At 53.8% G+C, this 25,623-nt stretch carries 31 protein-coding genes and 2 pseudogenes; 7 read left to right on the forward strand and 26 right to left on the reverse strand.

What is annotated here, in order from left to right:
- Nucleotides 1–85: 85 nt before the first annotated feature.
- A complete protein-coding gene (locus ACA046_RS14470; RefSeq protein ID WP_497676828.1) occupies nt 86–547 on the forward strand; it encodes an anti-virulence regulator CigR family protein in 462 nt (153 codons plus the stop codon).
- Here the strand turns inward: ACA046_RS14470 and ACA046_RS14475 are convergent.
- The 11 genes from ACA046_RS14475 to ACA046_RS14525 form a co-directional block, all read right to left on the reverse strand.
- Nucleotides 544–876, reverse strand: a complete 333-nt coding sequence (locus tag ACA046_RS14475; protein ID WP_497676829.1) for a hypothetical protein — start codon at nt 874–876, stop codon at nt 544–546. The two genes, ACA046_RS14470 and ACA046_RS14475, sit on opposite strands and share 4 nt — an antisense overlap.
- A gap of 69 nt (nt 877–945) precedes the next feature.
- The gene (locus tag ACA046_RS14480; protein ID WP_497676830.1) at nt 946–1,539 is read right to left on the reverse strand and encodes a hypothetical protein; all 594 of its coding nucleotides are present in this window, start codon (nt 1,537–1,539) and stop codon (nt 946–948) included.
- Entirely contained in the window at nt 1,536–3,149 is a 1,614-nt protein-coding gene (locus tag ACA046_RS14485; protein WP_497676831.1) for a YqaJ viral recombinase family protein, read from the reverse strand. Before ACA046_RS14485 ends, ACA046_RS14480 begins: the two co-directional genes overlap by 4 nt.
- The gene (gene bet / locus ACA046_RS14490; RefSeq protein WP_497677085.1) at nt 3,146–3,952 is read right to left on the reverse strand and encodes a phage recombination protein Bet; all 807 of its coding nucleotides are present in this window, start codon (nt 3,950–3,952) and stop codon (nt 3,146–3,148) included. The genes ACA046_RS14485 and bet overlap by 4 nt, the downstream gene beginning before the upstream one ends.
- Nucleotides 3,953–4,120: 168 nt before the next feature.
- Nucleotides 4,121–4,315 (reverse strand): hypothetical protein, encoded by a 195-nt coding sequence (locus ACA046_RS14495; protein ID WP_124378401.1) that lies wholly within the window; start codon nt 4,313–4,315, stop codon nt 4,121–4,123.
- Nucleotides 4,316–4,486: 171 nt separating this feature from the next.
- Nucleotides 4,487–5,637, reverse strand: a protein-coding gene (locus ACA046_RS14500) for an IS3 family transposase (protein WP_497674569.1) whose coding sequence is annotated in 2 segments (ribosomal slippage) — nt 4,487–5,403 and nt 5,403–5,637 — 1,152 coding nt in all. Because the reading frame shifts where the segments join, the coding sequence is not laid out codon by codon here.
- A 40-nt stretch (nt 5,638–5,677) separates the two neighbouring features.
- Nucleotides 5,678–6,418: an SGNH hydrolase domain-containing protein gene (locus tag ACA046_RS14505; RefSeq protein ID WP_497677086.1), complete on the reverse strand. Its 741-nt coding sequence runs from the start codon at nt 6,416–6,418 to the stop codon at nt 5,678–5,680.
- A 93-nt stretch (nt 6,419–6,511) separates the two neighbouring features.
- Nucleotides 6,512–8,713, reverse strand: coding sequence for a lipase family protein (locus tag ACA046_RS14510; protein WP_497676832.1), 2,202 nt, complete (start codon nt 8,711–8,713; stop codon nt 6,512–6,514).
- A gap of 12 nt (nt 8,714–8,725) precedes the next feature.
- Complete coding sequence (locus ACA046_RS14515; protein WP_497676833.1) at nt 8,726–9,502, reverse strand: hypothetical protein; 777 nt, start codon at nt 9,500–9,502, stop codon at nt 8,726–8,728.
- Nucleotides 9,499–10,356, reverse strand: a complete 858-nt coding sequence (locus tag ACA046_RS14520; protein ID WP_497676834.1) for a DUF4123 domain-containing protein — start codon at nt 10,354–10,356, stop codon at nt 9,499–9,501. The genes ACA046_RS14515 and ACA046_RS14520 overlap by 4 nt, the downstream gene beginning before the upstream one ends.
- On the reverse strand, nt 10,353–12,428 hold the full coding sequence (locus ACA046_RS14525) for a type VI secretion system Vgr family protein (protein WP_497676835.1): 2,076 nt from the start codon (nt 12,426–12,428) through the stop codon (nt 10,353–10,355). Before ACA046_RS14525 ends, ACA046_RS14520 begins: the two co-directional genes overlap by 4 nt.
- A gap of 366 nt (nt 12,429–12,794) precedes the next feature.
- On the opposite strand from ACA046_RS14525, the gene ACA046_RS14530 reads away from it, so the two are divergent.
- Nucleotides 12,795–13,454, forward strand: coding sequence for an ATP-grasp domain-containing protein (locus ACA046_RS14530; protein WP_497676836.1), 660 nt, complete (start codon nt 12,795–12,797; stop codon nt 13,452–13,454).
- 160 nt (nt 13,455–13,614) lie between these two features.
- Here ACA046_RS14530 and ACA046_RS14535 read toward each other — a convergent pair.
- Nucleotides 13,615–13,749: pseudogene (locus tag ACA046_RS14535) on the reverse strand (transposase); the annotation flags it as partial.
- Nucleotides 13,750–15,037: 1,288 nt separating this feature from the next.
- Here ACA046_RS14535 and ACA046_RS14540 point away from each other — a divergent pair.
- The 4 genes from ACA046_RS14540 to ACA046_RS14555 all read left to right on the forward strand — a co-directional run bounded on the left by ACA046_RS14540 (nt 15,038) and on the right by ACA046_RS14555 (nt 17,445).
- Nucleotides 15,038–15,286, forward strand: a complete 249-nt coding sequence (locus tag ACA046_RS14540) for a type II toxin-antitoxin system prevent-host-death family antitoxin (RefSeq protein ID WP_497676837.1) — start codon at nt 15,038–15,040, stop codon at nt 15,284–15,286.
- Nucleotides 15,287–15,299: 13 nt separating this feature from the next.
- Nucleotides 15,300–15,644 carry a type II toxin-antitoxin system RelE/ParE family toxin gene (locus tag ACA046_RS14545; RefSeq protein ID WP_497676838.1) on the forward strand — a complete coding sequence of 115 codons (345 nt, stop codon included), beginning with the start codon at nt 15,300–15,302 and terminating at the stop codon, nt 15,642–15,644.
- Nucleotides 15,645–15,955: 311 nt separating this feature from the next.
- Nucleotides 15,956–16,504, forward strand: a complete 549-nt coding sequence (locus tag ACA046_RS14550) for a GNAT family N-acetyltransferase (RefSeq protein ID WP_497676839.1) — start codon at nt 15,956–15,958, stop codon at nt 16,502–16,504.
- A complete protein-coding gene (locus tag ACA046_RS14555; RefSeq protein ID WP_497676840.1) occupies nt 16,501–17,445 on the forward strand; it encodes a tyrosine-type recombinase/integrase in 945 nt (314 codons plus the stop codon). The genes ACA046_RS14550 and ACA046_RS14555 overlap by 4 nt, the downstream gene beginning before the upstream one ends.
- 18 nt (nt 17,446–17,463) lie before the next feature.
- Here ACA046_RS14555 and ACA046_RS14560 read toward each other — a convergent pair whose 3' ends face one another.
- The 3 genes from ACA046_RS14560 to ACA046_RS14570 form a co-directional block, all read right to left on the reverse strand.
- Nucleotides 17,464–17,826 carry a histone-like nucleoid-structuring protein, MvaT/MvaU family gene (locus tag ACA046_RS14560; RefSeq protein ID WP_497676841.1) on the reverse strand — a complete coding sequence of 121 codons (363 nt, stop codon included), beginning with the start codon at nt 17,824–17,826 and terminating at the stop codon, nt 17,464–17,466.
- Nucleotides 17,827–18,126: 300 nt separating this feature from the next.
- Nucleotides 18,127–18,396 (reverse strand): bacteriocin immunity protein, encoded by a 270-nt coding sequence (locus ACA046_RS14565; protein WP_497676842.1) that lies wholly within the window; start codon nt 18,394–18,396, stop codon nt 18,127–18,129.
- Between the two features lie 11 nt (nt 18,397–18,407).
- The gene (locus ACA046_RS14570; RefSeq protein WP_497676843.1) at nt 18,408–18,527 is read right to left on the reverse strand and encodes a pyocin-S2/colicin E7-DNase domain-containing protein; all 120 of its coding nucleotides are present in this window, start codon (nt 18,525–18,527) and stop codon (nt 18,408–18,410) included.
- Nucleotides 18,528–18,561: 34 nt separating this feature from the next.
- Here ACA046_RS14570 and ACA046_RS14575 point away from each other — a divergent pair.
- A pseudogene (locus tag ACA046_RS14575) lies at nt 18,562–18,654 on the forward strand (type II toxin-antitoxin system RelE/ParE family toxin); the annotation flags it as partial.
- A 217-nt stretch (nt 18,655–18,871) separates the two neighbouring features.
- Here ACA046_RS14575 and ACA046_RS14580 read toward each other — a convergent pair.
- The 11 genes from ACA046_RS14580 to ACA046_RS14630 form a co-directional block, all read right to left on the reverse strand.
- On the reverse strand, nt 18,872–19,438 hold the full coding sequence (locus tag ACA046_RS14580) for a hypothetical protein (protein WP_497676844.1): 567 nt from the start codon (nt 19,436–19,438) through the stop codon (nt 18,872–18,874).
- The gene (locus ACA046_RS14585) at nt 19,435–19,863 is read right to left on the reverse strand and encodes a hypothetical protein (protein WP_497676845.1); all 429 of its coding nucleotides are present in this window, start codon (nt 19,861–19,863) and stop codon (nt 19,435–19,437) included. Before ACA046_RS14585 ends, ACA046_RS14580 begins: the two co-directional genes overlap by 4 nt.
- Before the next feature lie 236 nt (nt 19,864–20,099).
- Nucleotides 20,100–20,756 (reverse strand): hypothetical protein, encoded by a 657-nt coding sequence (locus ACA046_RS14590; protein WP_497676846.1) that lies wholly within the window; start codon nt 20,754–20,756, stop codon nt 20,100–20,102.
- Nucleotides 20,757–20,846: 90 nt separating this feature from the next.
- Entirely contained in the window at nt 20,847–21,002 is a 156-nt protein-coding gene (locus ACA046_RS14595; RefSeq protein WP_497676847.1) for a hypothetical protein, read from the reverse strand.
- A 685-nt stretch (nt 21,003–21,687) separates the two neighbouring features.
- Complete coding sequence (locus tag ACA046_RS14600; RefSeq protein WP_497676848.1) at nt 21,688–22,209, reverse strand: hypothetical protein; 522 nt, start codon at nt 22,207–22,209, stop codon at nt 21,688–21,690.
- 243 nt (nt 22,210–22,452) lie between these two features.
- The gene (locus ACA046_RS14605; protein WP_497676849.1) at nt 22,453–22,821 is read right to left on the reverse strand and encodes a hypothetical protein; all 369 of its coding nucleotides are present in this window, start codon (nt 22,819–22,821) and stop codon (nt 22,453–22,455) included.
- 39 nt (nt 22,822–22,860) lie between these two features.
- Nucleotides 22,861–23,529 (reverse strand): SEN1982 family lipoprotein, encoded by a 669-nt coding sequence (locus ACA046_RS14610; RefSeq protein ID WP_497676850.1) that lies wholly within the window; start codon nt 23,527–23,529, stop codon nt 22,861–22,863.
- Nucleotides 23,530–23,727: a YqaE/Pmp3 family membrane protein gene (locus ACA046_RS14615; RefSeq protein WP_497676851.1), complete on the reverse strand. Its 198-nt coding sequence runs from the start codon at nt 23,725–23,727 to the stop codon at nt 23,530–23,532.
- Nucleotides 23,728–23,784: 57 nt separating this feature from the next.
- Complete coding sequence (locus ACA046_RS14620) at nt 23,785–23,946, reverse strand: hypothetical protein (RefSeq protein WP_497676852.1); 162 nt, start codon at nt 23,944–23,946, stop codon at nt 23,785–23,787.
- The gene (locus ACA046_RS14625) at nt 23,924–24,154 is read right to left on the reverse strand and encodes a hypothetical protein (protein ID WP_497676853.1); all 231 of its coding nucleotides are present in this window, start codon (nt 24,152–24,154) and stop codon (nt 23,924–23,926) included. Before ACA046_RS14625 ends, ACA046_RS14620 begins: the two co-directional genes overlap by 23 nt.
- 962 nt (nt 24,155–25,116) lie before the next feature.
- Nucleotides 25,117–25,449, reverse strand: coding sequence for a hypothetical protein (locus ACA046_RS14630; RefSeq protein WP_497676854.1), 333 nt, complete (start codon nt 25,447–25,449; stop codon nt 25,117–25,119).
- Between the last annotated feature and the right edge of the window lie 174 nt (nt 25,450–25,623).

The raw sequence follows: 25,623 nt of genomic DNA on the forward strand, positions 1-25,623 counted from the left end.
GCAGCGAGCAGGGTGGGCTATGCGGAACCAAAATCGACAATACCGTCTATATTTCCAGGGGTATTCCCTTTCGGAGAAGACGGTCATGTTGAAATCTCGCTCGCTTGTAGCCGCTGTGACCTGTGTTGCTTTGGCCGTAGGCTCAGTGACGGCCTTGGCCGATCCTGGCAACGGCAAAGGCCAAGGAAATGGGAAAGGTAACTCCCAAGGCGGGCAAGGCCATGGTAACCAGGGCAAAAAGGGGCAAGGCTCCAGCGGAGATGATTGGGATCGCGGGCCCAGCATTGACCGTGGCGGTGTACTGGGCGTGGTCGGCGGCTACCGTGACTATTGGCGCCCAGGTCCTTCACTGCCGCCTGGGATACAAAAGAACCTAGCGAGAGGAAAACCTCTTCCTCCTGGCATCGCCAAGAAGCTGGATGGTCGGTTGGTTGGCAGGTTGCCCCATTACGACGGCTACGAGTGGCAACAAGCGGGCACTGATCTGATTCTGGTAGCAATTGCCTCCGGCATAATTTACGAGGTGCTCAACGGAGCGTTCGATTAAAGCGATAACGGTTCGATGATCTCGTCGCCCGGGTCGTGCTGAATGGCTAGTAGGCTTTTATTGCGAAACTCCCGCGCCACGTTTTCGGATATCGTGAATTCGTGGCGCGGCGGATCAAGTAAGGCTTTGGACTTGGCGCCCAGCGCATGCAGATGATGGATCATCAGCGTCATCGCCTCGCCCTGTTCAGTAATGCCTGACCACTCCATTAGGTCGGCCAGCGCCTGGCGGGTGCCGGGGCGAACCCTGAGCCTCAATTCCTCTTCGGCAAGCGCCACACGCTTCCTGGCAGACTTGGCCGAGCGTTCTTTCTGCGGTACTGCTGCCATGGCCTACCTCTTCTATTCCGCTGGCCGGCAGTGCTAGCCATGTTTGTCGTTTTCGTTGCTGGGTGCGGGCTATGCGGCGCATTTAGTTCGCCCCGGTTTTGCCTTGGGGTAGTCGATGCTGTGGGCCGCGATGATCCGCTCAAAGGCTTTCGATCCCATGGCCAGCCTTCCAAGGCACTGGCGCCGGGTTAGGCCAAGCTCCAGGAGTGCCCGGATTCGCTCAGCGTATTTCGCATCGCTGGCTTCATCCGCTCGCCTGGGCACCAGGTTTCGAGCGCCGCCCCGGGTTGGAGCCTTGAACGTAATACCGAACTCCTGACCGATGTTGGAAACCGTGCGCCGGTCAATCCCGAGCTCTTCCGCTACATCCACCTTTGCGTGGGTGGGGGCAAGCTCGCGAATTCGCTCAACGAGCTCCAGGCGTTTCTGGGTACGAATATCGAGCGGCGCCATTGGAAGGGGAGCCGACTCAACCCGCCGCCGAACAAACGGCTTCGGCGCCGGCGGCATCTGGTTGCTGTAGGTGATTGGTTTGGGCTTGTAGCCGATGGGCGCCGCTTCTTCGATCTGGCCGCCGCTGGCCAGGAACTGGGCGACCTGGGCCGCCAGTTCATCTGAGGCCGGGCGCAGTGCCTCGACCAAACTGAGGTGGTTGCTGATCATGCTGCCGCCTTGGCCAGCGTCACCCCGGCCATGCTGAAGGTTGATCCCTGCGCCGCGACCATCGCGTCGAGCGCTTCCCAGTTGACCAAGAGGACGGTGATCGGTGCCTGACCGTATGCCACCGCTTTGACCAGGGCCTCGAAGTCCGCCACGTTGGCCTGCAACGCTACCTGCTCGACAGAGTGGCTCGCCACAGGCTTTGTGGCGTGGCCGACGGGTGCCGCTGCGCGAACTGGCTCGGGCGACGCCACCTTCTCCACGACCGGCTCTGGCTTGATGGCAGCCAGGCGCTGGGCTTCTTGCTCTTCAGCGATGCGCTTCGCGTCGGCCTTTTCCTTCTCCGCCTTCTGGTGTTCGGAGATTCGGAATTTGATCAGCGTCACCAGGTCATCGTTGGCTTTGGTGACCAGCTGCTGCACGTCGCTGAACAGGAAGGCGTAATCAACGGCGAGCTCCGCCAGGCTGGTCAGGTTCAAGCGAATACCGTCCGCTGCCTGACTTGCATCGATCTTCGCCCGGGCCAGTTCGGTATCTACTGCGTCCTGGAGGCTGGCGATGGTGCGCTTGTTCTTCATGGCGCCGGCGAAGTCCGAAACGACATGAGGCAGCGTGACTTTGCCCAGCGTCTTGTTGATTGCGGCGATGTGATCCGCCAGCGCCAGTTCGGCTTTTTGCTTGATGTTGGTCTTCACCAGCAGCTCTTGGGCCTTCACCAGCTTGTCGACTTTCAGGCGCGTCTCGCGGGCATGGGCACTGATGCGATCCAACGACGAAAACAGTTCGTCGATGCTTTGGGTCTGCGACAGGGCCTGCTTCTTGGCGGCCGCGACCGCCTCTTCGACATCACCGCACCACTTGACCGCCTTCTTCGCGTCGGCGAAGTCCTGGTCCGTGGAAAGAGTGGTTTTCACCGAGTCGATGACAGCCAGGGCCGAATCTTCAAACACCTTCAGGTTACTGGCGGTAACCATGCCGGTCAGCTCGATGCGCAGGGCTGGCAGCTCATCAGGTGCCTTGCCGACTACGATTGAAGGAGCGTCAGCCATTTCGAAGTTGGCTAGGTCTGCCTCGAACTGTTTCCAGCCCTCGATCAACTGGGCAGCGCGCCCGGCCACCGGCCGGTATTCCATGTGCACGAAGTTCTCCGGCGTGCCGTCCGAGCAAACAAAGATGACCCGCTCAGCGCCGCTCACCAGCAGTTGCTGTTCAAGCTGCCAGTAGTAATGCGGAGCCAGGTCACCGGCTTTCACCTGGGCCACGACTGACTCATTCCACAGTTTGTGCTCGAACAGTGTCTCGCCGAGCATCGTGGCGCCATCCATGGAGGCCAGCAGGTTGCCCTCGGTGGCAACGATTGGATACAGCTCTTCGCCGATCAACGCTTCAGTCAATGGGCGGGCCAGGGCTTCAGTAGCGTGGCCTTTGTCGAAGATAAACTGCTGAGAGGGCGTGACGTCCGGCGTGATGCCGGTCTTTTTGGCTGCCAGCAGGTCAGTGCGGGTTTGGTACTTCGAGGCGCCCATCATTGCCGGGGCTTCGGAGGCGGTGCGGAACTTGGCGCGAAGGGCAAGCCACTCGGCGGAGCCTTGAGCTACGTTGTGAATTTTCATGCTGAATCTCCATCGAGGGCTTTGAGGTTGGTGATTTTTTCAATCTGCGCCGGGCTCAGCGTGTACTTGCTGCTGATGGTCGCAATGAGGTGTTCAGGACTGGTTCGGTTCGAGTCGATAAGTGGCTGCCACTTCACGATGTTCTCGGTCAGCAGTTCGTCGGAGTAGGCGGGCAGCGCTTCCGGTTCAGGCTGGGCTTGCTGTCGTGGGCTAACATCGCGCGCCGGCTCCTCGAACGCCTTGCCTTCCATCTCGTCGGCCGTTGGCGCTGATCCGACTTCAGGAAAAGCTTTGCGCAGGGCCTGGGCCTCGGCGCATTTGGCGAGCTGGGCAAATGCTCGACGCTTCCACATGGCGTTGGGCGCCGCGGTGTCCTTGCTCGATGTCGCGTAGTTTTCAAGCCAGCGTTCATTGGCCGTGTATTCGGCAACCAGGCCGTTGCTCATCTGCCGCTTGACGGTCACGCGGCACCATTCGGGATACGTGACTTCGACGCCGCTCAGCTTCGCCGTTACTGGAGGGCCATATTCAGGCTCGCTGATACCGGCGTACTGGCCGGTGCGCGCCGCCTGGATGCGGTACAGCCCGATGCCAGGCATCACCGTGTCCTGCATCTTTCTCGTCTTCGAGTTCCAGATCGGGACGATGTGCACCGGCTTCAACATTGGGTCCAGGTGCGCGGCCTGGCAGTAAGCTAACACCATCACTACAGAGTTCTTTTCGGCGCCGGGGTAGAGGCTGCTGCTCAGCACTTCAACGAGCGCGGCCTCCGACATCGCAGGCGTGTTGTCGTCCTGCTTCATTACTGCGGACATGGGGAATCCTTGCCGCGATGCTCGCAGCGATTGAAGGTGTTGGTTATTGAGTGATTCGATCAGCGAGGGCGCTGAGCAACATCAGGAAGGTGAAGAGAGCGAGGACTGGGAGGGAGCCGCGCCAGATGAGTAGGCGTCGGGTGCGCTGGTGGGTGGTCACGGCCGAACCCTCACCGCAATTCGACCGCCCTTCATGGTCGCCGCCAGGCGCTTCGGTAAGGTGGCCACGGCACGCTCACGCGGCTGGCCGATCACTTCATTGAAGGGGAGGCCGAAGCCCAGCATGATCAGCTTGGACTCAACGTCGTCGAGCTGCTCGTCGATCAGCGATTTAACCGGTGCGGTGGTCATGCAGCTCTCCCTTGCCGACGCTCGTAATCACGGCGCAGGCTCTCGGTGTAGTTGGCGTCTTCCTGAGCACTGATGATGCCCAGCGTGCGGAGAACAAGGATCGCAGTGCTGGACGAAGCTTTGACCGAGGAGGGGTTGCAAAGCGGATCACTCTGAATCGCCCCGGATTCTCTAGACACCTTGCAAGCTCATTGCGTAACGTTTTTCAAACTCTACCGGTGACAGCTGATTGTTGAAACCATGGCGGCGTTTTGCGTTGTAGAACATTTCGATGTAATCAAACACATCACTGCGAGCATCTTCCCGCGTGGTGTAGATTTTTCGCTTGATCCGTTCCCGTTTCAGAAGCTGGAAAAAGCTCTCGGCCACGGCGTTGTCATGACAATTGCCTCGGCGGCTCATGCTGGCAACCAAATTGTTTGCCTTCAAAAAACTGCGCCAATCGGAGCTGCTGTACTGGCTGCCCTGGTCGGAATGAACCATCACCTCTTGTTTCGGTTTTCGCCTCCAAACCGCCATCAATAACGCATCAATGGCCAAATCACTGGTCATCTGCGCCTTCATTGACCAGCCAATGACCTGACGAGAAAACAGATCCAGCACCACCGCCAAATACAACCAACCTTCATACGTACGAATGTAGGTGATGTCGGTGACCCAAATTTTGTTAGGTTCTACGACATCGAACTGGCGCTTCAGTAAATTGGGTGAGGCGACCGCTGGCTTACCGCCGTATTTGCCAGGACGGCGTCGATACCCTGTCTGAGAGCGCAGACCTTCAAGACGCATCAGCCTCGCCACACGATGCCGACCACAAGCTTCACCGACCTCGCGCAGGTCGTCATGGATTTTGCGATAGCCATAAACTCCGCCGCTCTCCAGCCACGAGTGCTTGATCAAACCCAGCAATCGCTGGTCGTCTTTAGCGCGTGCAGATTGCGGCTCAGACAACCAAGCGTAATAACCACTGGGATGGACTTTCAGCGTCAGGCAAAGCCGTCGAATGGAATAGTCGCCCGCGCGCTGCTTGATAAAGGCGTACTTCAGCCGCACTCCTTGGCAAAGTACGCGGCGGCCTTTTTTAAGATGTCTCGCTCTTCAGTGACCCGCTTGAGTTCCGCTCGCAGACGACGCAGTTCAGCGTGCTGATCGTCGTCTTGCTGCCGTTCTGCCTGAGGTTTGCTGTAGCGCTTTATCCAGGCATAGAGGCTATGCGTCGACACGCCAAGACGCGCCGCCACATCAGCGACAGGCAGCTTCTTTTCGGTCACTTGATTGACCGCTTGGATTTTGAATTCTTCGGGATAACGTGGGTTGCTCATGGCACCTCCTGATTGGCCTCAGTTTAAGGCATGGAGGTGTCTACGAAACCCGGGGCGATTCACAGAGCAGTGGCATAGGATCCCAAATAGTCAGAGCAGGATGCTCACGTTTCAATTCATCCAATAGTTCCATTTGTGAGGCACGCAGACGTTCGAGCTGGGAGCGTTCAATCGTGAGGCCTGCAGCGCAGATAGGGTTCATCCTGTTGAACCAATCTGAGCAACGATTGGCGGGCGCCTTGAATAGCGGCTTGGGTGCATCAATTAGGACATGTACTTGCGCGGCCTCTAGCCGCGCCAGAATGGCTTCGGCAGAGGCTCTCGCGGCCTCATTCTTCTCTGGTGTCAGCTCTGACAGCGCTTCATTGAATGCAGAGCTGCCATGTAGCCAATCTCGTCCGTCGAGTTCGGGCATTCGAAGCGAGGCTAGGAAGACGATATCTCCCGGTTTTGCCTGCGCCTCAATTTTTCTTAGTCCTGCTTCCCGATGCTTAGTGCACTTAGCTGGATCGGGGCCGATAAGTGTTACGACACCACACCCTCCATGCTCGTACTCCACCACCTTAATGCCAAGTTTCAGTGACACGATATTCAGCATGGTGCGGTAGGCAGCAGTATGTGAGTCACCGATGACGAAGAGCTGATGACCCGCTACCCGTGGATCATCGAGTTCGCTGATGTCTTCCTGAGGAAAGTGCTTGTACGCATACCAAGTATAGGTGTCGCGCGTCTGACTCAGTGATAGCCGATCGGTGTTATCGGTAACCCAAAATGCTCGCAGTGGTCGTCATAGGGTTGATGGCCTGCTCCTTTCCTCAATCAGGCAGAGCGCAGTTGTGGGCAGATGTTTCAGAGGATGGGACGGCACTTTGTTTCAGACGATTGAATCAATATCAAGCGTGTGTGGAGCGCCGATTGGGCGACCTAATAATGACGCGAATAACTCATGGTCGCTTTCGACTGCGGGCGGCGCCATGGCCAGTTGTTCCGCAATCCTGTTTTCTGGGTGCGCCTCCCAGCGAGGCAAATTGTCTGCCAGTGCCTCAGGCTGATGTGAAAACGAGCCGTAGACGTTCACACCATCAACCTTCTCTTTGCGCAAGGTTTTTAACCGGTCGCGTGTCTCCCGCACTTTATCGACCTCTCGATTGAATGCATCAACTTCCGGTGCGTGGTTTTCGCGATATTTTTCGGGGCGGGCTTGCAAGTCAGGGCGTCTGTTGCGCAACTGGTCGGTAATGCGTATCAGAGCATCATCTACGAAATCGAATTCACGGTCGGTGACCAGCGAGCTCTTGAGCTTCAGCGATTCCTGCGCGCGTTTAAGAGCGGCCCAGCAACTGGGGATATAGCCCCCCACCATTGAATGGTTGCCACCATGAATAGCTTGAGAAATCAAACCGGGGCGGTTAGGGAGTCCATCGATTTGCTGGATGGCCAACGTGCAGGCGGCTTGCTGGGTAATGGTGTCGCAACCAGGCTCCCAGAGGATCGAAGATCTCTCTTTGCCTCCAAGCTCCACCGGAAAGAAGTGACGTAACTTCCCGTGGTGCTCGTAGGGTTCACCGCTCAGGTTGGTAATGCCCGAAGAGAACACTGCTAGCCCCGCAGGGACGTTTACGAAGGTTAAGGCTGCCCCTGTCGCATAAACCGAGGTCTTGGTGTTCATCCATGTTCCAGGCACGCTCGGCACTGGGTCGTTATGGTTGACCATGCGGTAATGCACTAAGTCAGCAGCCCCTTTTACAAAGGTAGCGTCAGCAGCTCTTGGGGCACCGTACGTGTACAGCACGATGTTGTAATCGTAGTCAGCTCGACGACGCAGCATCTCCGAGAGCAGCAAGGTGATTGCCCCGCCTAAACTGTGGCCGCAAATAATCAACTTCTGTCCAGTGTAGAACTTCTCGAGATAATTGATTGTGAGTTCGTAGACTTTCAGTGCAGCCTCATAAAATCCTCGATGAACTTTACCCTTATCCTTGCCTGTGCCTTGCTCAAAGGGGACTTGGAGCGCATCGGCGTCCCGAAGACCATCAGCAAACTTCTCATTGGTGCCGCGTACGGATATCAGGACCAACTCATCGTTATGGGTGATGAACGCTTGGGTGTCGGTGTTATCAATTTGATTTCGATCATCAAGAAAATGAATACTGGCCGGATGCTCCTGCTTTTCTTCTAAATCAGGGCTGTTCGCTGGGTACAGGTCAGGATCAAACGGCACGACTTCGAGACGCTTGGAGTACGGTACATCCTCGTATAGCGGGTAGTACGCCTTGGATTGCGCGGGGTCGGCTTTCCAGATTTCATCAAACTTGGCCAGTGCGTCACCAAACCAGTTACCCACACTTGGTTTTTGCGGGAAACTTACTTTTTTGTCTTTGATTGGCGTCTTATCTGGTGCCTGACCAAATTGGTTGTAGCTTAAGGTGGCCATAATGGCGAGCTGATACAGATTCAGCGCACAGAACTGAGAGTCTGTGGAGAGCATCGGACGCAGGGCCCGTAAAGGGCGTACTTCCAGCACATTGTGCTTGTTGGAAAGCAGACAGACACCGCGCCCGCCATACTCGCACATCAGCTTTGCCCATCCCAGCTTGCGTGGGTAGTGGCACTCGACCTCTGGTGGTAAATGCGCAACATGGTCAACCAAATGACGAACTTCGACTTGGCAGAAAAAGTCTGCACAGGCTACCGCGGGGTTGCTTTGGGTCCGTGAGCCGTCTTTATGAAAGTAACGAGTTTGCTCGGCGCGAACTTGAAGCTCGGTTATTGGGAGTGGGTAGTGAGGTCTTTGCATCCGGCGAACATAGGTGAGCTCTTGTCCTTGATATTGCTCTTCGAGCATCAAGGCTATTGGACCCGCAAAGTGGTTTTCTACCTTGCCTGTGCCCGTGGTGTCGAGCTTGCCGGTGTATGCGTGACCTTCTGTGTCGATAACTTTATAAGGCAGTCCAGCATAAGGTCGCCCTTCGCCAAATTCATCCACTAACTGAAAGCTGGTCCATTTACCTTGAGCAGGGCAGGTAAACATACGGCTGTTTAGCGGGTGCTTCAGCTCTTCATCCAAAGTGCTCATTGAGTGATTTCCTTATTCGGTACAGCCTGGGTAAATGGTACAGTCGCGGCCATCTGGCATTTTGAAACTGCTGAAGTCTTTATGGTTTCCGAAGCAATAAGCGTCTTGATCTTCAAAGCCTTTGCCCATACAGCGTTTCCAGCCATTCGGAACCTTGACCCAGGTGTCTCCCCAGCCGGGCTGCTCCTCATCAGCCAGCTTGATCTTCAGCTTCACGGTTTTACCCGGTAGTTGATCCAAGGTGTAAGCCCCTGCGGGGCGCCCTTTTGTCACCATGCCCTGATCGTCAACTTTTTTGCAATCAATACCCTTCGATAGACGACGCTTTGGCCCTTGGGTACGAAATAGCCACTGACATTGACCATTTATTGCGCTTTCTCCATCAGCGTCAAAAGCTCCTTTGTATTGTTCTTCCAGTTGCTCTCTAATAATAATCATTGCTGAATCTGCGCCGAAGTCTCCACGATCTTTTCCATAGGTTCCGTAGATATCCAGTTCGAAGCGATAAATAGCCAGTCGGCAACCTTCAACGGTTCGGTAGATGGGAATTTCAGAGTCGATCTTGTATCTTTCTTTGTAGTCTAAATGCCATCTTTGATTATAGCCAACGTCGGGCTTTTTAACCGTACAGGTTTCTCCCTTGACGGGTGCATATTTGGCTACGGCCTGATAAGTGAAGTTTGGAGGGAAGTCAGCTGTAAAGGTGAAGCTTTCCGACTTCCCAGTAGCACACCCTGCTGTCAGGACTATGCAGCCGCCCAAGAGCAGCGTTCTAAGTGTATGTGTCATAGCGGGGCTTCTCCTTGCCAAAATTGAGTTGCCTGATAAACCCGTTCGAAATGAGTTGCCGGAGTTTCATCAGGGCGGGCTTGCCAGCGCTCCGCGAGCGTACCGTCTGTTTCCTTTAAACTCTGGACCAACAAGAACTCCAGTTGCTGCGGCGACTGCCAACCCCAAGTGTCAGCCAAGGCCAACTGAGTGCTGAGCCATAGATTGGGGTTTTGTTGTTCAGCAATTCGGGTGTAGGCGTCCAGATGTTCGGCCAGCAAGTAACGACGGGCATTGACCTCGCGTATGTGTGCGGACTGATCGCCCTCAACGGGAACCTCACACCACGCAGGGCTTTCAGGAACGGGATGGTTACCAGGTGTGGGATTACTGAGCCTTTCCCAGCGCTGACCTTGCCAGTAGCAGGCGCTGATAATGGGCCCCAAGTACCCCGGAATAGCCCCAGTGGCTAAGTGCTTCAGTGCGCGGGTCAATACTCGGTTGTCATGGAAGCGATAGAGCGCTTGATACGGTCTCGTTCCGACAATCAGACGTTCGCGCCAATGTTTGACCAGCTCCTGTAGCCCTGCCTCAGGTGGAATACTGGCAAGCCATCCCCAGTTCCTTTCAGGGGCCTTGAGCAACTCATTCAAGCGCTCATCTTCCGGGTTATCGATCAAAAACATGAAGGGCCCAGCATCCGCCAGGTCTGCGACCGGTGTCTCGCTGTACACACTGCAATACTGGTCAGCGTCTTGAGAATTCAACAGAGCCTGACGGGTTTGGCGTTCGTCCTCAGAGTCCAGAATCAGGCATAAAAAATGCCCGAGTTGGCGTTGTTCAATCATCCATTGCTGAGGAGGCATGTTGGTCATGCTGTAGCTCCTTCAGTCAGACAAACACCATTTTTGCAGGCCTCGCAGATCGGGCAGAAATCAGTGCTTTTAACTTTAGATATGGCCATTAGGGTGTACTGGGAAGGGGCAATCATAGGTGGGAGCGTTGTAGGAGCCATTAGCTCAGTCAATGCCCCCGGCAATATCGGGCTGGCCGCAGTTCCTCCTACTGGCGCACCGCCGAGTTGAATGTCGGAGCTGCTGAAGATCCCATCGGGACCAATCACGATGTGTTGACCTCCGGCCTTTAAGGTAATACTGGCGCCCGCATCGAGAATCAAATGGGCACCGGATTTAAGGTGAACTTCCTGACCTGCTTCGGCGACCAGCGTTTGCCCGACGCGGGTATGACTGCTGTTCGCTACCAATAAGTAGTCGTTGGCCTTGAGCTGGACTTTGCGGTCAGCGGTGACAATGCGCTGGTCTTCAGCTTCCAACACGGCGATGTTGTTGCCCTTAATGGTTTTCTTACGTTCGTTACCGACTTCCAGCAGGCAGTCATTTTTGATCTTTTGCTCCATGTCGCGCTGGGCGTGCAGGTAGATCAGTTCTTGGCCGCTGCGGTCCTCCAGGTGCAATTCGTTGAAGCCTGTGCTGCCCGGTGAGCTGCGGCTCCGAAAAACGCTGCGGGTCTTGTGGGCTGGCAGTTCGTAGGGTGCCGGATTAGCACTGTTACTCAAGCAGCCACTTATCAAGGGGGAATCGGGGTCGCCCTCCAGGAATGAAACCAGTACCTCCATGCCGACTCGAGGGATGGTCACTGCCCCATGGCTGCCGCCCGCCCAACTGGAGGCAACGCGCAGCCAACAACTGCTTTTGTCATCTGTCTGACCTTCGCGGTCCCAATGGAATTGCACCTTAACGCGGCCGTACTGGTCACAATGTATTTCCTCGCCGCAGGGGCCGGTAACCAAAGCGGTTTGACTGCCAAATATCCGAGGCTTCTCATAGGCCTGCTGTGGGCGATAGAACACGTCCCACGGAGTTGCAATGAAGGTATTGCGGTAGCCCTGACGGAAATCGTCCTTACGGTCGCTGGTGTCGCTGGGAAGGCTCTCCTCCAGAACCTGAGGTTGCAGGCCTTCGTGGCGAATCGAGGTCAGTAGCCAGAGGTCATTCCACTTTTGGAGCGGGTGTTGGGACATCTCCAGAAAGTGACCGCTGGTCAATGTGGGTTGATCACTTTTACCTTCTGCCTGGCGGTAGTCTGCACGATGGGTTTCCAGAGTCCTCTGGCTCAAACGTTTGCCTCGCTCATGCTGAGTAAAACCACCGGGGTATTGGTAGTCTTCCAGGTCAAGCTGGCCGACTCCAGCTGCTGGGCGAGAGTCCGCCTCCAGCGGAATACGGGCCTTCTCAAAGTCGTAATCACGTTGCGTTGTCCGACTGGTACGGGTCGCAAGACGTAGGTTAAAACGTTTGACTGCGGGTTCATCGGCAACCAAGCCAGTGTCCTGCGCATAGACCGTTGGCGTAGCCAGCTTGGGGAATATGGTTTGATCGTCACCAAATACCAATGTGTGTCCTTGTTGCGAGTGTTGAAAGTGGTAGTGGAAACCCTCTTCCCAGCACAAACGCTGAATATAGTGCAGGTCGGATTCGTTGTACTGGACGCAGTAATCCCTTGCTGGATAGATCGAGCCCAGCTGAAATTGGTAGGCATCACTTTGGATTGCATGCTCTTCAAGAATCTGCGAGATGATCTGTGGGACAGTTCGCCGCTGAAAGATCCGTTGGTTGGTCCGATGCGCCAGATAGGCTAACTGCGGGACCAGCGTAAGACTGTAACGGGTCAGGCGCTTACCGGAGTCACCCTGTGCAATGCGGTAAATCTGTCCATGAATGCCAGCGTCACTGTCGTTGAATGCCAGAAAGGCTTGCTTGTGCAATAGACTTTCGATATCCAAATCAGGACGTTCACTGACCAGCTCCAGATCAAAATAGAAGGGAGCGCTAATGGATTCTTGGCCGGTGAATGAGAGGATCTGAAGGTCGTGCTTGAAGCCACTGACAGTCAGGCTGAAATGCGTTTGAGGGCTTGCGCTGAACATCCAATGTTCCTTTTCCAAATCTATAGCGTGAACCGATCTACACAGCGCAGGCGAATGATATGCCTGTGCTGTTTGTGAAAAGCTAAAAGAAATTGGAATTAAGCTAACAAGCAGGGAAAAGAAAATATGTAGGAGTTTTCCTAAGCTCCGCCAGAACTATCTTTAGTTCAACGTGGAGCTAAGAAGGAGTGGCTACGTGAATTAGGTAGCATCTGCATAAGTTTCAGTCGCCGTGCACACCTTGCGAAGCACTTCGGGCTTGCGGGGGTTGATCCGCATGACGCGCTCGCAGGCCTCGACAAACACATCTTCCGCAACCGAGACCGCAACAAGGAAACCGTTCCGGGATACAAACCCGTTCGTTGTGTGCATGTCCGATCAAGGGAGCGGTTCCAGAACGCTGTAGCTGAGCTCGGCGGGCGAGCTTTCGTGAAGCCTGCGAACGAAGGAAATAGTCGCGGCTGCTACGTCGTACCATCCCTCGATCAATACGAGGCAATCTGGTCGGACTTGGAGCGGTACCACGACACTGGAGTTATCGTCGAAGAGCTGATCGAGAATGCTCAAGAGTACAGCTGGGATTACGTGGCGGGGTGTACATGGATCACGGAAAAACAAACAACTACGGGTACGTACCGCGCAGAAATACAACAGATTGTGCCTGCACCATTACCCGAGTGCATCCGCCAACAAGTTGATGCAGCGGGGCATCACATGCAGCGACTTGTACCAAACAGCGTTGCCTATCACAACGAAATATTCTCGCGCTCTGGATTCACCGCTGCAGTAGAAACAAACATAAGACCGGCCGGTCTCCACATCTGGGACTTAGCCCCATTGTCGTTTACTGATCTTAATCCGTGGGAAATCTGGGTGTGGTGGGCTGTTACTGGCGTCGTTCACGAATACTCACCAGTGGCTCACTGCTATTCCGGTATTCGGCTAATGAAAGCACCGAAATCGGGGATTTTAACTTCGCTTCCAGATATTGAGCTAGTCGGGGCTGAACTGGGAATTGACGTGTGAGACTGCCGATACACAAAACAACTTGGAGAGCAGGTTACGGACAACCCACAAGACAACTCGGACTTCCTGGGCGAAGTCATAACTTGCGCTACTGAGTACGAAGATCTCCGTGCGCAACTGCTTGAGTTGACATCGGCAATTGAGTCCAAGATGCGTATCAGGCATAGAGTCTGTGATTAGATACGCCAAAACGTGCAGCCACGTCAGCGACAGGCAGCTTCTTTTCGGTCACTTGATTGACCGCTTGGATTTTGAATTCTTCGGGATAACGTGGGTTGCTATGGCGTCTCCTGATTGGCTTCAGTTTAAGGTATGGAGGTGTCTCGCAACTCGGGACGATTCGCCTGAAGGTCGTGCTTGAAGTCGCTGACGGTGAGGCTGAAATTCATTTGAGGACTTGCGTTGAACATCCAATGTTCCTTTCCAGTCATGCCAGTCATGTAGCGTCGTAGTCCCACATACACTGAGCAGGCGAACGATATATCTGTGAATCTGTGGGGCGCTAAAGCGAGCCAAGCGAAAAAACAATGGAAGAAAAATATGTAGGGAACGTCCTGAATGCGAGCTGAATAGTCCGTAGATCGGGATGGCGATTGGGATGGCGTTGATACGAGAGTTTTGTTACGTCTTCATTAGCTTGACCTTGGCGGTTTCAAGCCGTCGCGCTGCTCAGCAGGGGCAATTTTAAAACTCCTCACTACAAGGAAGAGGGACATTTGGTCTGACTTACTTACTGATGAGGAGCAACACGATGTTGGCACCTGTCGAACTGGACCGCCAGCGCATCGCCCGCGCCAAGTTGACAGCGATTTTAGCGCGGGAACCTTGGACCCACCTGCTAAACCGCTAGGCACCAGCACCACGAGCAACCGAGCTATCTAAAGCAATGAGCCAGCGCGCTGCCGCTGCTGGTTTAGGGGGTGGGGTGGGGGGGCTCGCCGTCAATTCGTCAAGATGGTCGAAGATGAAGCTCAATGCCTTGAAGATGAAAGCCTGTTCATTATCGAGGCGTTCGTACCGTTGCCCGGGGTATCTGCCATTGACCTTATCGCTGAGAAGGCTTGCCGCCCTCAGGAGTCAAATGGAGCGATTACTGCGGAATCCTTGCGGGCCTCTATGGCCATCACTGAGGATGGGCGACTGGGCGCCCGGAGCAACAACGCAAGAACCTTCGCAAGGCCGTCAGGAAGAAACACCCGGCTGCGCTATTCGTTGCTGACTGGATCGACCCCGACCGGGCAGCGAGTCAGAGTCGTGCTGTCCTTGCTGAAGTCATTGAGGTGGCTGATCGAATCACTGAGGCGACCATGCGACTTGCTTAGGCGAAACACTCAAACGGGCATTGGCCGTCTTGAGGCGCGAGCTTGAACATGCGCGAAAGTAAAAATGTCTTGACGCTGAAGACGCAGAAACATCTAAAACAGAACTTTTTTTAGACTTCTTATGGTGTACTATGGCGCCTGCAAGGCAATCTTCGCCTTGCGTATTAAGCGTCAGGAATTCTGAGCAGCATTCTGCCCAGGATATGTCCGGAGTACCGGCGCTGCACATGGTGCGGCGTCGACAGTTAGGAGGTTTCACTCATGCGAGTTGAAACAGTTAGCTTTTTAAAACGATACGCATCCGACCTGCCTCTCGATGAGCCAATGGTCGTCACGCAAAACGGTGTGCCTGCTTACGTTGTGGAATCTTACGTTGAACGTAAGCGTCGCGACGAGGCAATGGCCTTGGTGAAATTACTCGCAGTTGGTTCGCGCGAGTACGCACAAGGCAAACATTGTTCGACTGATGAACTGAAAGCGCGCCTGAGCAGGAGGTTTGCCCAAAAATAAAACGGAGTAAAAAATGACAACACTGACAATTCGCTACACCGACACAGCGCAGCAAAGCATCGAAGACCAGATTGTATATCTGGCCGACTATCACGGTACTGAGTCCGCCTACCAACGGCTGGACGGCGTGATTGACGCCCTTCAGGACAAACTCTTGTCCGCCCCATTAGGTTATCCCGTGAGCCACCAGGCGAGCGACTTGGGTATCCTGCATTACCGTGAACTCAACACTGATGGCTACCGTGTGTTCTACGAAATCGTAGAAGCGGATCAGGCGATCGTCATCGGGTTGGTCTTGCGGGATAAACAAAGCGTCGAGCAGGCGCTTATCCGCTTCTGTTTGCTCCACACCGTGTAAGCATTGTTAGTGTGAACCTTCAGTTTTGGTGTGCGTGCACTTCACCAGCGCCATGCCCAGGGAGGGGATTTGCCGATACGCACGCCGAAATTAAATACGCTCGCCATTCTCTGCAGGTCCATAAGCCGAAAGGTGAAGGACAAGAGGGGAGGGCGATGCTGCGCCTGTAAAAAACAAAACTTTCAAAACTAGTCATAAAAGTTCCATTACCAACCCATGGCTCATAACGCGACCTAATTAAGCAGGGCAGCCATAAATTTAATAAGTGGTGATAAAATACGTTATCACCACTTTTAAAGCGGGAAGACCGTATGTCGTTTTTCGAACCTATGCGGGATTTTTTTCATCGACGCGCTGCAAAAAACCTGAGTGAGCGAGCAACGGGCGTACACGTGGTGACGGAGAGCGAGGAATCCACCCGTGGCTGTTTCGCTTTCCCCGGTACCGAGTTTGTCGCCGGCATCGAGGTCGATGGCCAACTCGCGGGGCGGATCTGGTACGGGATTAATCCGCTCAACGATCGGGTGTACATCTACGAGCTGAAAATCGGTCGTGACTATCGGCGTCGTGGCTTGGCCACGGCCGCGCTCTGGCGGTTGTGGTGCACACACCAGGTGCCCTTGGTGCCGTTGCACGAAGTGGGTACCGCCGGGGGATTTTGGAGCAAGGCGCGAAAGCGGTTTGCCGCTGCAGGCGCAGAGATTAAGCGGGATATCCGCACGGCTGACCAGGAAGGGGAGAAACTGCGTTGGCAGCACCTGGTGCCCGAGCTCGATCACCTGCGGCAGATCCGCGAACTGAAAGCCTCCCCGGAGTGGCCCGCCATTGAGGCGCACATCAGGGCGAGCGAACAGTCATGAGCCAGGACCTGATTGCCGGCGGCGCCGGCGAACGTCGCCTGACTGACCCCGAGTTCCAGCAGCTGGCCGCGATGCCGGCAGCAGCCGAATGGTTCGCCAATATCGACAACCCACGCACGAGGCGGGCGTATCAAATTGACCTAGCAGACTTCTGCGGCTTCATCGGGCTCACCGGTGCCGATGAATTCCGTGCGGTCACCCGTGGCCACGTCCTGGCCTGGCGCGCTCAACTGGAAAATCGGGGCCTGGCTGGGGCCACCATCCGGCGCAAATTGGCGGCCCTGGCCAGCCTGTTTGATCACCTCCTGGAGAATAACGCCGTATCTGGGGGCAATCCAGTGCACGGGGTCAAACGGCCCCGGGTTGAAACCAACGAGGGCAAAACGCCGGCCCTCGGTGACGACCAGGCTAAATTATTGCTGACAGCGCCGGACGGCTGGACTCTCAAGGGCGTACGAGATCGAGCGATGTTGGCCGTGCTGCTGTACCACGGCCTGCGCCGCGAAGAAGCCGCGCAGCTGATGACCGGCGACCTGCAGGAGCGTCGAGGCATAAGCCACCTGCAGGTGAAAGGGAAGGGCGGTAAAACCCGCTATTTACCGCTGCACCCGGTGGCCGCCGAGCGGATCCACGAGTACCTGGAGCGGGATAATAAACGCGAGCCCGGCAATGGCCCGCTGTTCCGCTCGATCCGCGGCACCACCACCGGCGCCGGCGTCAGCGCGAACGGAATTTACACGATCGTTGCGCAGTGGGCCAAGGCGGCAGGGATCCACGTCGACGGCCTCAGGGCCACGGCTGCGACCAATGCCCTGGAGCATGACGCCGATATCGCCAAGGTGCAGGTCTGGCTGGGCCACGCCAATATCAGTACCACCCGATTATATGACCGACGTGGCCAGCGGCCAGAAGACTCCCCAACCTACAAGGTGAAATACTGACCCGGACTCAACCTAACCTTACTGAGTGCGCCAAGACTCAACAACTTCCGCGCCAAACTCGCTTTTCCATTCTTTCAGCTGTCGGTGGTTCCCGCCTTTGGTCTCGATCAGCTCACCTGTATTGGGTTTTTTGTAGATCTTGACGTCACGAGCTTTGCGAGCGATTTTCGGAGCAGCAGCGGGTGCGCGCTGGGAGGCCTGAGGGTCGAGAATGGCAATTACGTTGCGCAGACTGTAGCCATATTTTGCAAGGAGTTGGCGCAGTTTGGTCTCGAACTCCACCTCCTTCTTCAATCCTTCATTGCCTTTCATGGCTTCAAGGGCTGCCAGTTGCTCAGCAATGTGCTTTTCCAGTTGACGAAATTCAGCAAGACGAGACATATGACGCTCCAATCAATAGTTAACAATTTAGCCGGATAATATCCCGGTGCTAGGCGTGTGATTTTTCGTTCAACATGAAGACGACTCCATCCACCTTAATTTCAACGTTGTACTTAAACAACACATTGATGTTTTTGGACATGCCTGGGAGTCGGTAGCAATCCCAGCCGCCAGTCATGCCGTGTACTGGGATTCTATAACGGGCTCCGCCTTACGTTTTGAGGCATGGCCTTTTGCCCAAATGGCCATGGCCGATTTTCTCGCACGCAAAATCTGAGATTTTTCGCGTGCGAGAAAACATCACTCTTTGAACCCGGGCAACCCATTAGCCGCCCGCCATTCCTTGACTGTCTTGGTGATGCCCTCGGCTGAAGTATCGGTTCCCGGCTCCGGGTAATAGATCAAATCAGAGATAGCAGGATGGCCAGAAATTTTATCGAGGTGCAGCAACAGCAGATCATCACGATTACCTGTTGGTGCCACATCAGCCCTGTAAAGCTCTTCCAAAAACTCGATGAATTCATTTTCCGTGTAATCAGAAAGGCTGTTTTTGACAAATGGATCACTCATGTTGTTCATCCTTAATTTTTGTGCACGTCGATGTGATTTTTCGGTGTGTTAACTCGCAAATTATCGACGTTGTAGACCTCGCCGCCTTCTGAAATTTGCTCAACATGGTGCAGGTCATATGCGAGTCTCATTCCAACAGTGTCTTCGTACAAAGTACGAGGCGCCCGAATTCAGATTGGCCAATACGAGATGCGTTACGAGATAGTGGATTCCGCTATCTACCTGCTGCGCCTGTGGCACACCCGCGAACACCGATAGGTTTTGGCTGGGCCAGGGACGGAACACATCAAACTGGCGGGCCTACGACTGATCGGAAAACCTTAGCGTACGATTTTTTCCGAATTCTGTAGGCTCCCCATAAAAAAGTAACCAAGTATCGGCGGCGAATCATTCGTACACCAGTTTGTATGGGATCGGCATGTTCGGATTTTCCTCTATCACGTCGCACCAGCAGAGGAATTCGCGCAGAGTTTCATTAGGGTGATTCGCTTTTGAGGATGCTTGCTACCATCGCCCGAAATGCCCGTTGTTGGGTGATCGAAAAGCCCAGCGCAACGATGATCACACTCAGCCAGATCAAAAAGATCTTGAATGGATCGAACTCAAGAACCACCAGCACCCAGGTCACCAGAGCGCCACCGATGCTCCCCACCCCCCACCAAGCGATGAGTATGGGCTGCACCACCTTGTGAATATCTCGATAGAGCAGCAACCGGGCGGCCCCCATTAGCAATAAAACCATCCCCGTCCAACCGAAAGTAGCCATCAACGGCAGCGACGAACCCTGGCGCTGATACAAAAAAGCCACCCATTCGTAGAACGGCCCCAATGCGCTCATCTGCTGGAACGTATCGCGGCTGGGCAACTGCCACTGGGCCCAGTGCACTGGATCAATGACCTGCAGCGCAAGGCTGAACAACGCCACCAAGACGCCACACAAACCAAGGGCTCGCCACGCCGGGACAGCAATACGGTAGTTGTTCACATTGCGCAGCCGTTCTATGCCGAACACCGTATCGGTTTGCTCGCCCCGGGCAATCACGGTTTTGCGTTACGCTGGATTGCGGTGCCAATCACGAGTACCTCCAGGCCTTCGCTCAAGAGAACCTCCCCCTGCTGGCGGTGTCCCTCCCCCGCAATGTATCGATAGTCCTCCGGTTCTGGCACCTGGCCTGAGAACAGATCAATGCCCGCAGCCAAGATATCCACGGTGCCGTGGGCATCTTTAAGGGCAAAATTGCTGCATTGTAAGTCGGTAAATACCGTCCTCCATTCGTCCTTGTCGACACTGTTGCGGTAACTCTCCTCGATTCGTATCGAATACCCCGCACAGGGCAAGCCATTCACCGGGGATAACCGCGACTCCTTGAGCACCACGATGCCACAGACTTTTACCAGGCCTGGTGCCAGCGAGTACGAAGGGCTGAGGTGCAGGCGCTTGTCTGCATGGTAGAAGCCTTTGTTCATGGTGACGGCATCCCTGGCTAGCTGTAGTGGCTTGCATTAGAAAACGGTCACCCGGTTACAACTCCGCGCCCGGCGCCGGGAGAATTTTTGATGGCTTGACCATCGGAATATTTATCCCGTATTTCGGCTCAAATTATCTGCTACTGACGAAGCCTTCGGGCACACAATAATTGCAAGTGGGCTTGCATTCCACCGTACTGGCTCGCATTCCGTCACGAAATCCCTGCAAGCATTCCTCAACGCTGCTTTAATGCTTCTTCAATAAGTGATGATGGATCAATGGCATAACCCTTTTGTACAAGCAGTTTATAAAAATCTTTATTGGTATTTTCAAAAACTGCAAAATTTGAGATTTCGACACTATCCTTTTCCAACTTCTGCAAAAGAAAGTAAATAATATCTCCTTTTGCCCATACGGCTTGTTTGAAGCTGATGCCACTCTCATAGTCAGTGCTGAGCTTTGTAACAAGCGGCGGACCATTTTTTTTCTGGATCGCCCCGAAAAGCTCACTATTTTGTGATTGTGAATAAACCATTAACTCGTACATTGATAATTTTTCGTCCGTCTCAGAAAAATGAAAAATTATTCTATTTTTCATACTCTTAAAATTACCAGAAACAACCAAGCCATTGTAACTCAAAAAACCAAGCGAAGAGCTTTCCGTTCTTTCATAGCCAAACAATGTTTTCTCTTCTGATGGAATTGCATTAACACGAGCTTGCTTATAAATAGATTGAATATTTTCTCTAAATGTAAGATCTGCCAAATCCAGTCCATTAAGAACGGGTTGGGAGTTTTGAATGGTGTTCCCTCCTACATTATCATCATTGTTTTTTGAAAAACAAACCGGAGTTATGATGGATAGAATAATGACGAATGCAATTTTTTTCATGTATGTTTACCTCAAAAAGTAGACGATAGTGAATATGGAAAATCGTACGGTAAGCTTTCGGATTTTCAGGATCGGTTTTCCTCGAACAGATTACTGATCGGTAGGGACGACGTTCAGGGTGGATGCCAAGGCTTCACCGGCCTCGGTAAGCAGGTAATGGCCGAACAGCGTCTGAACCATCAGCCCACGCTTCACCAGGGCAGTGCATGTACGTACGCGGGCGGGCGGCAAGAGACAGAGGGCCATGAACGCCAAAATCATCGTAGTCGTCGCCGTTGCCCATGCGCTTGAGTACGTTTTCCATCGGCCCGCTGAGCTTCGTTGTCATGGCGTAATTTCCGAGGCTGCACGAACGATTGATTAGCCACCACAGCTCTGTTTGTTAATGTCGAACCGTCCAATCTCTTTTACATTTTTACTGCCTAAGATAAAAATGTAGGTGCCACCCAGTGACATTATTGACCTTTCTTTTTGCCTTTCAGTGTCGCAAACATCCCGTGTGATGTTTGATTTGGCAGCGCTCAAGTCAAAGTCATTGGGATGGGTGTCGTAATTTTCCAACGTGTAATAGAACTTTATTGCGTGACTGTTAACCGCTTCCGCACGAACGAACGTTGTAGTGTCGTCGATCCTAAGATTGCGTGGCATCGTTCGCGCGGAAATTATTATCAGGTCGCTGAGGTAGCTGGGTTTACTGGGCTGGGGTGGCGTCTCGAATGCCTGCTTTACCAAACCCGCTACCAAGCTCAAAAAAAGGAATCCCCAAGCCGAATACCAAAGCATTTTCTTTGTTTTTTCGGTTGCAACGTCAATTTCCCCTGTTTCCAATGGACGCGAAAGTGTGCGTCCTTCTACGTACCTAGCCCCACGGTTTGACGGCGGGGCTTGGGGTAAAGTGGGCGATTTTTCCTATTGCGCTGGACCTGGGCGCTCAGTACGGCCCGAAAGCAGGTTTGCCCCCGGTATAGAACCCGTACAGGTCAACCGAGCCGTCTGGCAGTTGCTTAAGCGTTACCCTAGCGCGGGTGTTGCCTTGGGTCAGTTCCGCATATTGCGCCGATGAATAAAACGCGCTGTCGGGTGAGGTCGTGTTTGGCAACACCATGCCAATCATGATTTTCACATTCGGCGGGGCCAGCGTCGACAAGCTGCCCCGCAAACGCTTCGCCAGCTCCATCGCGCTATCAGAACCACCAATCCACTCCAGAACTGTGGCACTTGCCGTCATCGCGCTCCCCGAGCCGAGCACCGCGTAACTGCCGTACTGTTTCAACGACTCCACCGGTATCAAACCTTCGTGGTTCGTCACGCCATCCGGGAGTGCGCAAGACTTCGCGAAGACATAGCCTACTGGTGTACCAAGCTCTCGTTTTTGAACGACTTCCCATCGGGTGTAAGCGTCTTGGTCGTTTTTTTCGTTGGCCTCCGCCGCTCTGGCCCAGGCAGCCTGCACGGCTTAGGTTCTCTCTTTGCTTTCGTCAAATCCTGAAAAGGGGAGAGAGTCCGGAGTATCTTTAAATCCGAGTTTGTTTTTGTACATGAGCGCTCCTTGCCAGCTCACCGAACTGTACTGCGCGCTTCTAAATGAAGTCTGTAAGAAGTTTCCTAGGAATGGTCTGAAGTAGCCATGTATTAATGGCTGACTTCGGCCGCCGCCTTTTTTGAAAATGGCGAGTCGATCCAAAACGCAAGATGCTTAGTTGCACTTGCCCGCGGCCTTCAGCAAGGCATTGCAAGACTGTGTTGTCGTCTCGCGTGCTTGCTTGGCCGGCTTGCCAATCTCATTGCAAACAGCATCGGATACCACACGCCCAACAACAGAAACCGTCCCGGTCACATAGCAAGTGTATTTTTTACCTGCATTGGTGTTGACCAAGTAGGTTGATTTAAGGCCGTCATCTTCACGATTTGAAATTGTGAAAGTGCCTTTTTCAAGGCCAAGGGCAAAGGCGGTATTTTTTTCGATTGCATCACTTGTCACGGCAAAGGATGCGCAGCCGGCGACAAGTCCAATCAACACGACAGCGGATCTGGCAACGGTACGGCGAAGGTAAATTGTTCTCATAAAGCCCTCGGTTATTAAATTAAATTACGGATAGATATTTCAGTCCAGCCCTTTTGGCTCCCAGCCAAGACTCGTCAACTTCACGCCGCCTTGTTGTTCTTGTTTTCCTGCTGCATCGATGATTTTAGCGATGTAAGGGAATGCAGTTTGGAACTCTGCTTTTTTAGTCCAGTCGGCCAGCCCGTCAATCTTGTACAGGTATTTTACGTTCGCTTCTTGGTAGTCGCCAAACCTCATTGGCCCTTCCCATTTAACAATCTTATCGAGTGATTTTTTGCCATAGCAAATATCGCCTTGCATCACCTTTTTCGAGCTACCAAGACCGATCCGTATCACTTCTTTTTCGCTGTAAAATTTTTTACCCACATCGGTTAAATTGTAGCGTTTTACTTTGAATTTATGCCCGGTTGGCTTGTTATCGAACATGCCTATTTGATCGACTTCTGTATCCACGCCAGACACCAATCCAACAGCCGCTAGTGCTTCCATCTGCCCTGCCGTCCCTGTAGGCATGGTTTTTTGCATGCGCAAATCCATCTCTGTTACATCGACAGGCCACTTGTTGTGCTGCAGGCAAAGCTCGCCTTTCTTATCAAGGTACTGGCTGATGGCTAGGCCAAAATTTTTCTCATTCGCGTCCTGCTTGCTGCCGCAACCACCCAACACAAGAGCGCCTGAAACTGCCGCACAAATCACACGCTTTTTCATTTATGCGCCCCTTTGGCCGAGAGCTTTTTCGATCTTCTTATCGGTTTTGTACTGACTCAATGCGTACACAGCCCATATCGTTGCCGGAAGCCAGCCGATGAGAGTGAATTGCAAAATTAGACAGATAACGCCAGCAATGGGGCGGCCTATCGTGAAGAAGGTCAGCCAAGGGAGGAACAGGGAGATAATCAACCGCATATGCAGAGCCTTTCAGTGTAGTTGTAATGGATAAAACGGTACGATTTCGTAGTTGTTTTACGACTGATCCCATACCTCAATCGGCAGAACTTGCTCAGGTTTGCAGCCGTCGATTTTGTCGTGGTGCATGATGATGTTGCCCTTCCAGCCTGCGGGCATAACGTAGTCGTCACCGATGATCGTCATGTCGCTATGGTCAGGGATGCACTTGTAAAGCATGGGCAACACGTCGCCAGCCTTGGCCGTGTAACAGTTCGTGTAGCCACTGCTGGATAGCTGCGTTGCCTTCCTTGGTGAGCTTTGTCACCCAGTCTATACCTCCGACACTGGTTTCCCAGTTCGCCAGCACAGCGGCCTTGCGGTCGCTCTTTGGTGTGTCGCGCTCTTCCGGCGTGTGTGCTGCAATCACTATCCACCAGCCAATCATTCCCATCTCATCGGGGAGCTCGCAAAAATCGGACAAAGCCAAGGTCGTTAAGTGCGTTTGCTATTCCATTGCTCCTCGGCCTCCGACGCCCACGGTTCTTACCTTCCTCGATTGCAAGAGGAACCGCCTCCACACTCACTGGCGGCTGAGCGTGTGGGTTGATACGCCATGAACTGCGATCTACATGGGGGCGGCCCCCCCCAGACAAGCCTCCCGCAATACCATAAGCGCCGCTCGTACCGACGGCCCAAGTAGTCCCTGAACTTACAGGCGCGCCAGATACTGGTGTGAGCCACAGACATGCGAGCCAAAAAACACTCTCCCGTCACGAGCCGAGCATTCGGGTTATCGCTCCGCTCGCTACTCAGATCGGCCACCACAAATGTCACCTGATTCGACTGAATCAAAAGTTCTTGCCTGTGGGGTGCCGGTATCGGTTGATAATCAAGCGTAGATTCAGAGCTGCTGGGTTAGCTCCTGATGCCTAAAGCCGCCCCAAAGGAAAGCGCGGCTTCAGAGGGGCCTTAGGATTAGTCGCTCAATGTTAACAAAGGCAAAAAGCAGTGACTGTAGGGAATTTCTGAACGTGTCCCTTCCGCGGTGAACGGGATTCAGCGAGGTATACACACGATCGCGTCGACGACATGAACGCGGATCGCTTGCAGGGGCAGGATGCAAGAGTTGGTTTAACCGCCGTGAATGTTCGGTGCGAACGCTTGCGTTGGCTATTTGTTGGAAGAACCGTTTCAGTCTGAGCTGAGAGGAGCCTTTTTCAATAAAGTCCCGAAAATCGGCGCAGGATCGTGGTCTCGTAGAGGGCTTCTTCCATCGCAGGGTCGCTGTATCCGCACCAGTTTCGTGTCAGGCAGGTATTTCACCAGATTTGGAAGTCTTCTTCAGAGTTTCCCTAAGTAATTGATGGTGGATCAACGCCAGGCGACGGACCGGATGAGGGTGCCCACTTACATTGATTTGATCGATACCACTTCCACAAACCTGAATTTTTTTCTGGCTGCCTTGGCGGCTTCCTGCTCCGCAACGAGGGAACTCAGCGTATCGGCCTCATGTACGATCTCGTGCATCTGGCCTTCGAATTCATTCCCCACCCGCAGCGTGACTCTGAGCCTGGGCGTGAAGGCTTTTGAGACTTTCTTTTTCTGCGTTGCCCGTGCCAGTTCCACGATCACGACGTCCGGAGTGGTTTCTGGCTCGTGTGAGTTAATTGATGATGCAGGGGCCTCAGGCTCACCGAATAGCGCCCGGCGCATCTCGTCTTCCATCAGTTCTGTATTCATACTGTTTCTCAAAAGGGGGTGATGTATAACCTATCTAATTCTATCAGCATTGCCGGAATATGGACTGAGGAGTCGCTAGGCCAGACTCTAATCAATAGACGGCAGCCTAGTACCTAAGAGTGCCAGTGCCTGGCCAAAAGTTTTCACCCGGATGCTGGGCTTATTGGAACTCAT

It is taken from the genome of Pseudomonas sp. LBUM1641 (genome assembly GCF_059716235.1).

Coding starts and splice junctions, on each gene's coding strand:
- ACA046_RS14470 (WP_497676828.1), top strand. CDS start 86: ATGTTGAAATCTCGCTCGCTTGTAGCCGCTGTGACCTGTGTTGCTTTG.
- ACA046_RS14475 (WP_497676829.1), bottom strand. CDS start 876: ATGGCAGCAGTACCGCAGAAAGAACGCTCGGCCAAGTCTGCCAGGAAG.
- ACA046_RS14480 (WP_497676830.1), bottom strand. CDS start 1,539: ATGATCAGCAACCACCTCAGTTTGGTCGAGGCACTGCGCCCGGCCTCA.
- ACA046_RS14485 (WP_497676831.1), bottom strand. CDS start 3,149: ATGAAAATTCACAACGTAGCTCAAGGCTCCGCCGAGTGGCTTGCCCTT.
- bet (WP_497677085.1), bottom strand. CDS start 3,952: ATGAAGCAGGACGACAACACGCCTGCGATGTCGGAGGCCGCGCTCGTT.
- ACA046_RS14495 (WP_124378401.1), bottom strand. CDS start 4,315: ATGACCACCGCACCGGTTAAATCGCTGATCGACGAGCAGCTCGACGAC.
- ACA046_RS14510 (WP_497676832.1), bottom strand. CDS start 8,713: ATGAGCACTTTGGATGAAGAGCTGAAGCACCCGCTAAACAGCCGTATG.
- ACA046_RS14515 (WP_497676833.1), bottom strand. CDS start 9,502: ATGACACATACACTTAGAACGCTGCTCTTGGGCGGCTGCATAGTCCTG.
- ACA046_RS14520 (WP_497676834.1), bottom strand. CDS start 10,356: ATGACCAACATGCCTCCTCAGCAATGGATGATTGAACAACGCCAACTC.
- ACA046_RS14525 (WP_497676835.1), bottom strand. CDS start 12,428: ATGTTCAGCGCAAGCCCTCAAACGCATTTCAGCCTGACTGTCAGTGGC.
- ACA046_RS14540 (WP_497676837.1), top strand. CDS start 15,038: ATGCGAGTTGAAACAGTTAGCTTTTTAAAACGATACGCATCCGACCTG.
- ACA046_RS14545 (WP_497676838.1), top strand. CDS start 15,300: ATGACAACACTGACAATTCGCTACACCGACACAGCGCAGCAAAGCATC.
- ACA046_RS14550 (WP_497676839.1), top strand. CDS start 15,956: ATGTCGTTTTTCGAACCTATGCGGGATTTTTTTCATCGACGCGCTGCA.
- ACA046_RS14555 (WP_497676840.1), top strand. CDS start 16,501: ATGAGCCAGGACCTGATTGCCGGCGGCGCCGGCGAACGTCGCCTGACT.
- ACA046_RS14560 (WP_497676841.1), bottom strand. CDS start 17,826: ATGTCTCGTCTTGCTGAATTTCGTCAACTGGAAAAGCACATTGCTGAG.
- ACA046_RS14565 (WP_497676842.1), bottom strand. CDS start 18,396: ATGAGTGATCCATTTGTCAAAAACAGCCTTTCTGATTACACGGAAAAT.
- ACA046_RS14570 (WP_497676843.1), bottom strand. CDS start 18,527: ATGAGACTCGCATATGACCTGCACCATGTTGAGCAAATTTCAGAAGGC.
- ACA046_RS14585 (WP_497676845.1), bottom strand. CDS start 19,863: ATGAACAAAGGCTTCTACCATGCAGACAAGCGCCTGCACCTCAGCCCT.
- ACA046_RS14590 (WP_497676846.1), bottom strand. CDS start 20,756: ATGAAAAAAATTGCATTCGTCATTATTCTATCCATCATAACTCCGGTT.
- ACA046_RS14595 (WP_497676847.1), bottom strand. CDS start 21,002: ATGGCCCTCTGTCTCTTGCCGCCCGCCCGCGTACGTACATGCACTGCC.
- ACA046_RS14605 (WP_497676849.1), bottom strand. CDS start 22,821: ATGAGAACAATTTACCTTCGCCGTACCGTTGCCAGATCCGCTGTCGTG.
- ACA046_RS14610 (WP_497676850.1), bottom strand. CDS start 23,529: ATGAAAAAGCGTGTGATTTGTGCGGCAGTTTCAGGCGCTCTTGTGTTG.
- ACA046_RS14615 (WP_497676851.1), bottom strand. CDS start 23,727: ATGCGGTTGATTATCTCCCTGTTCCTCCCTTGGCTGACCTTCTTCACG.
- ACA046_RS14620 (WP_497676852.1), bottom strand. CDS start 23,946: ATGCTTTACAAGTGCATCCCTGACCATAGCGACATGACGATCATCGGT.
- ACA046_RS14625 (WP_497676853.1), bottom strand. CDS start 24,154: ATGATTGGCTGGTGGATAGTGATTGCAGCACACACGCCGGAAGAGCGC.
- ACA046_RS14630 (WP_497676854.1), bottom strand. CDS start 25,449: ATGAATACAGAACTGATGGAAGACGAGATGCGCCGGGCGCTATTCGGT.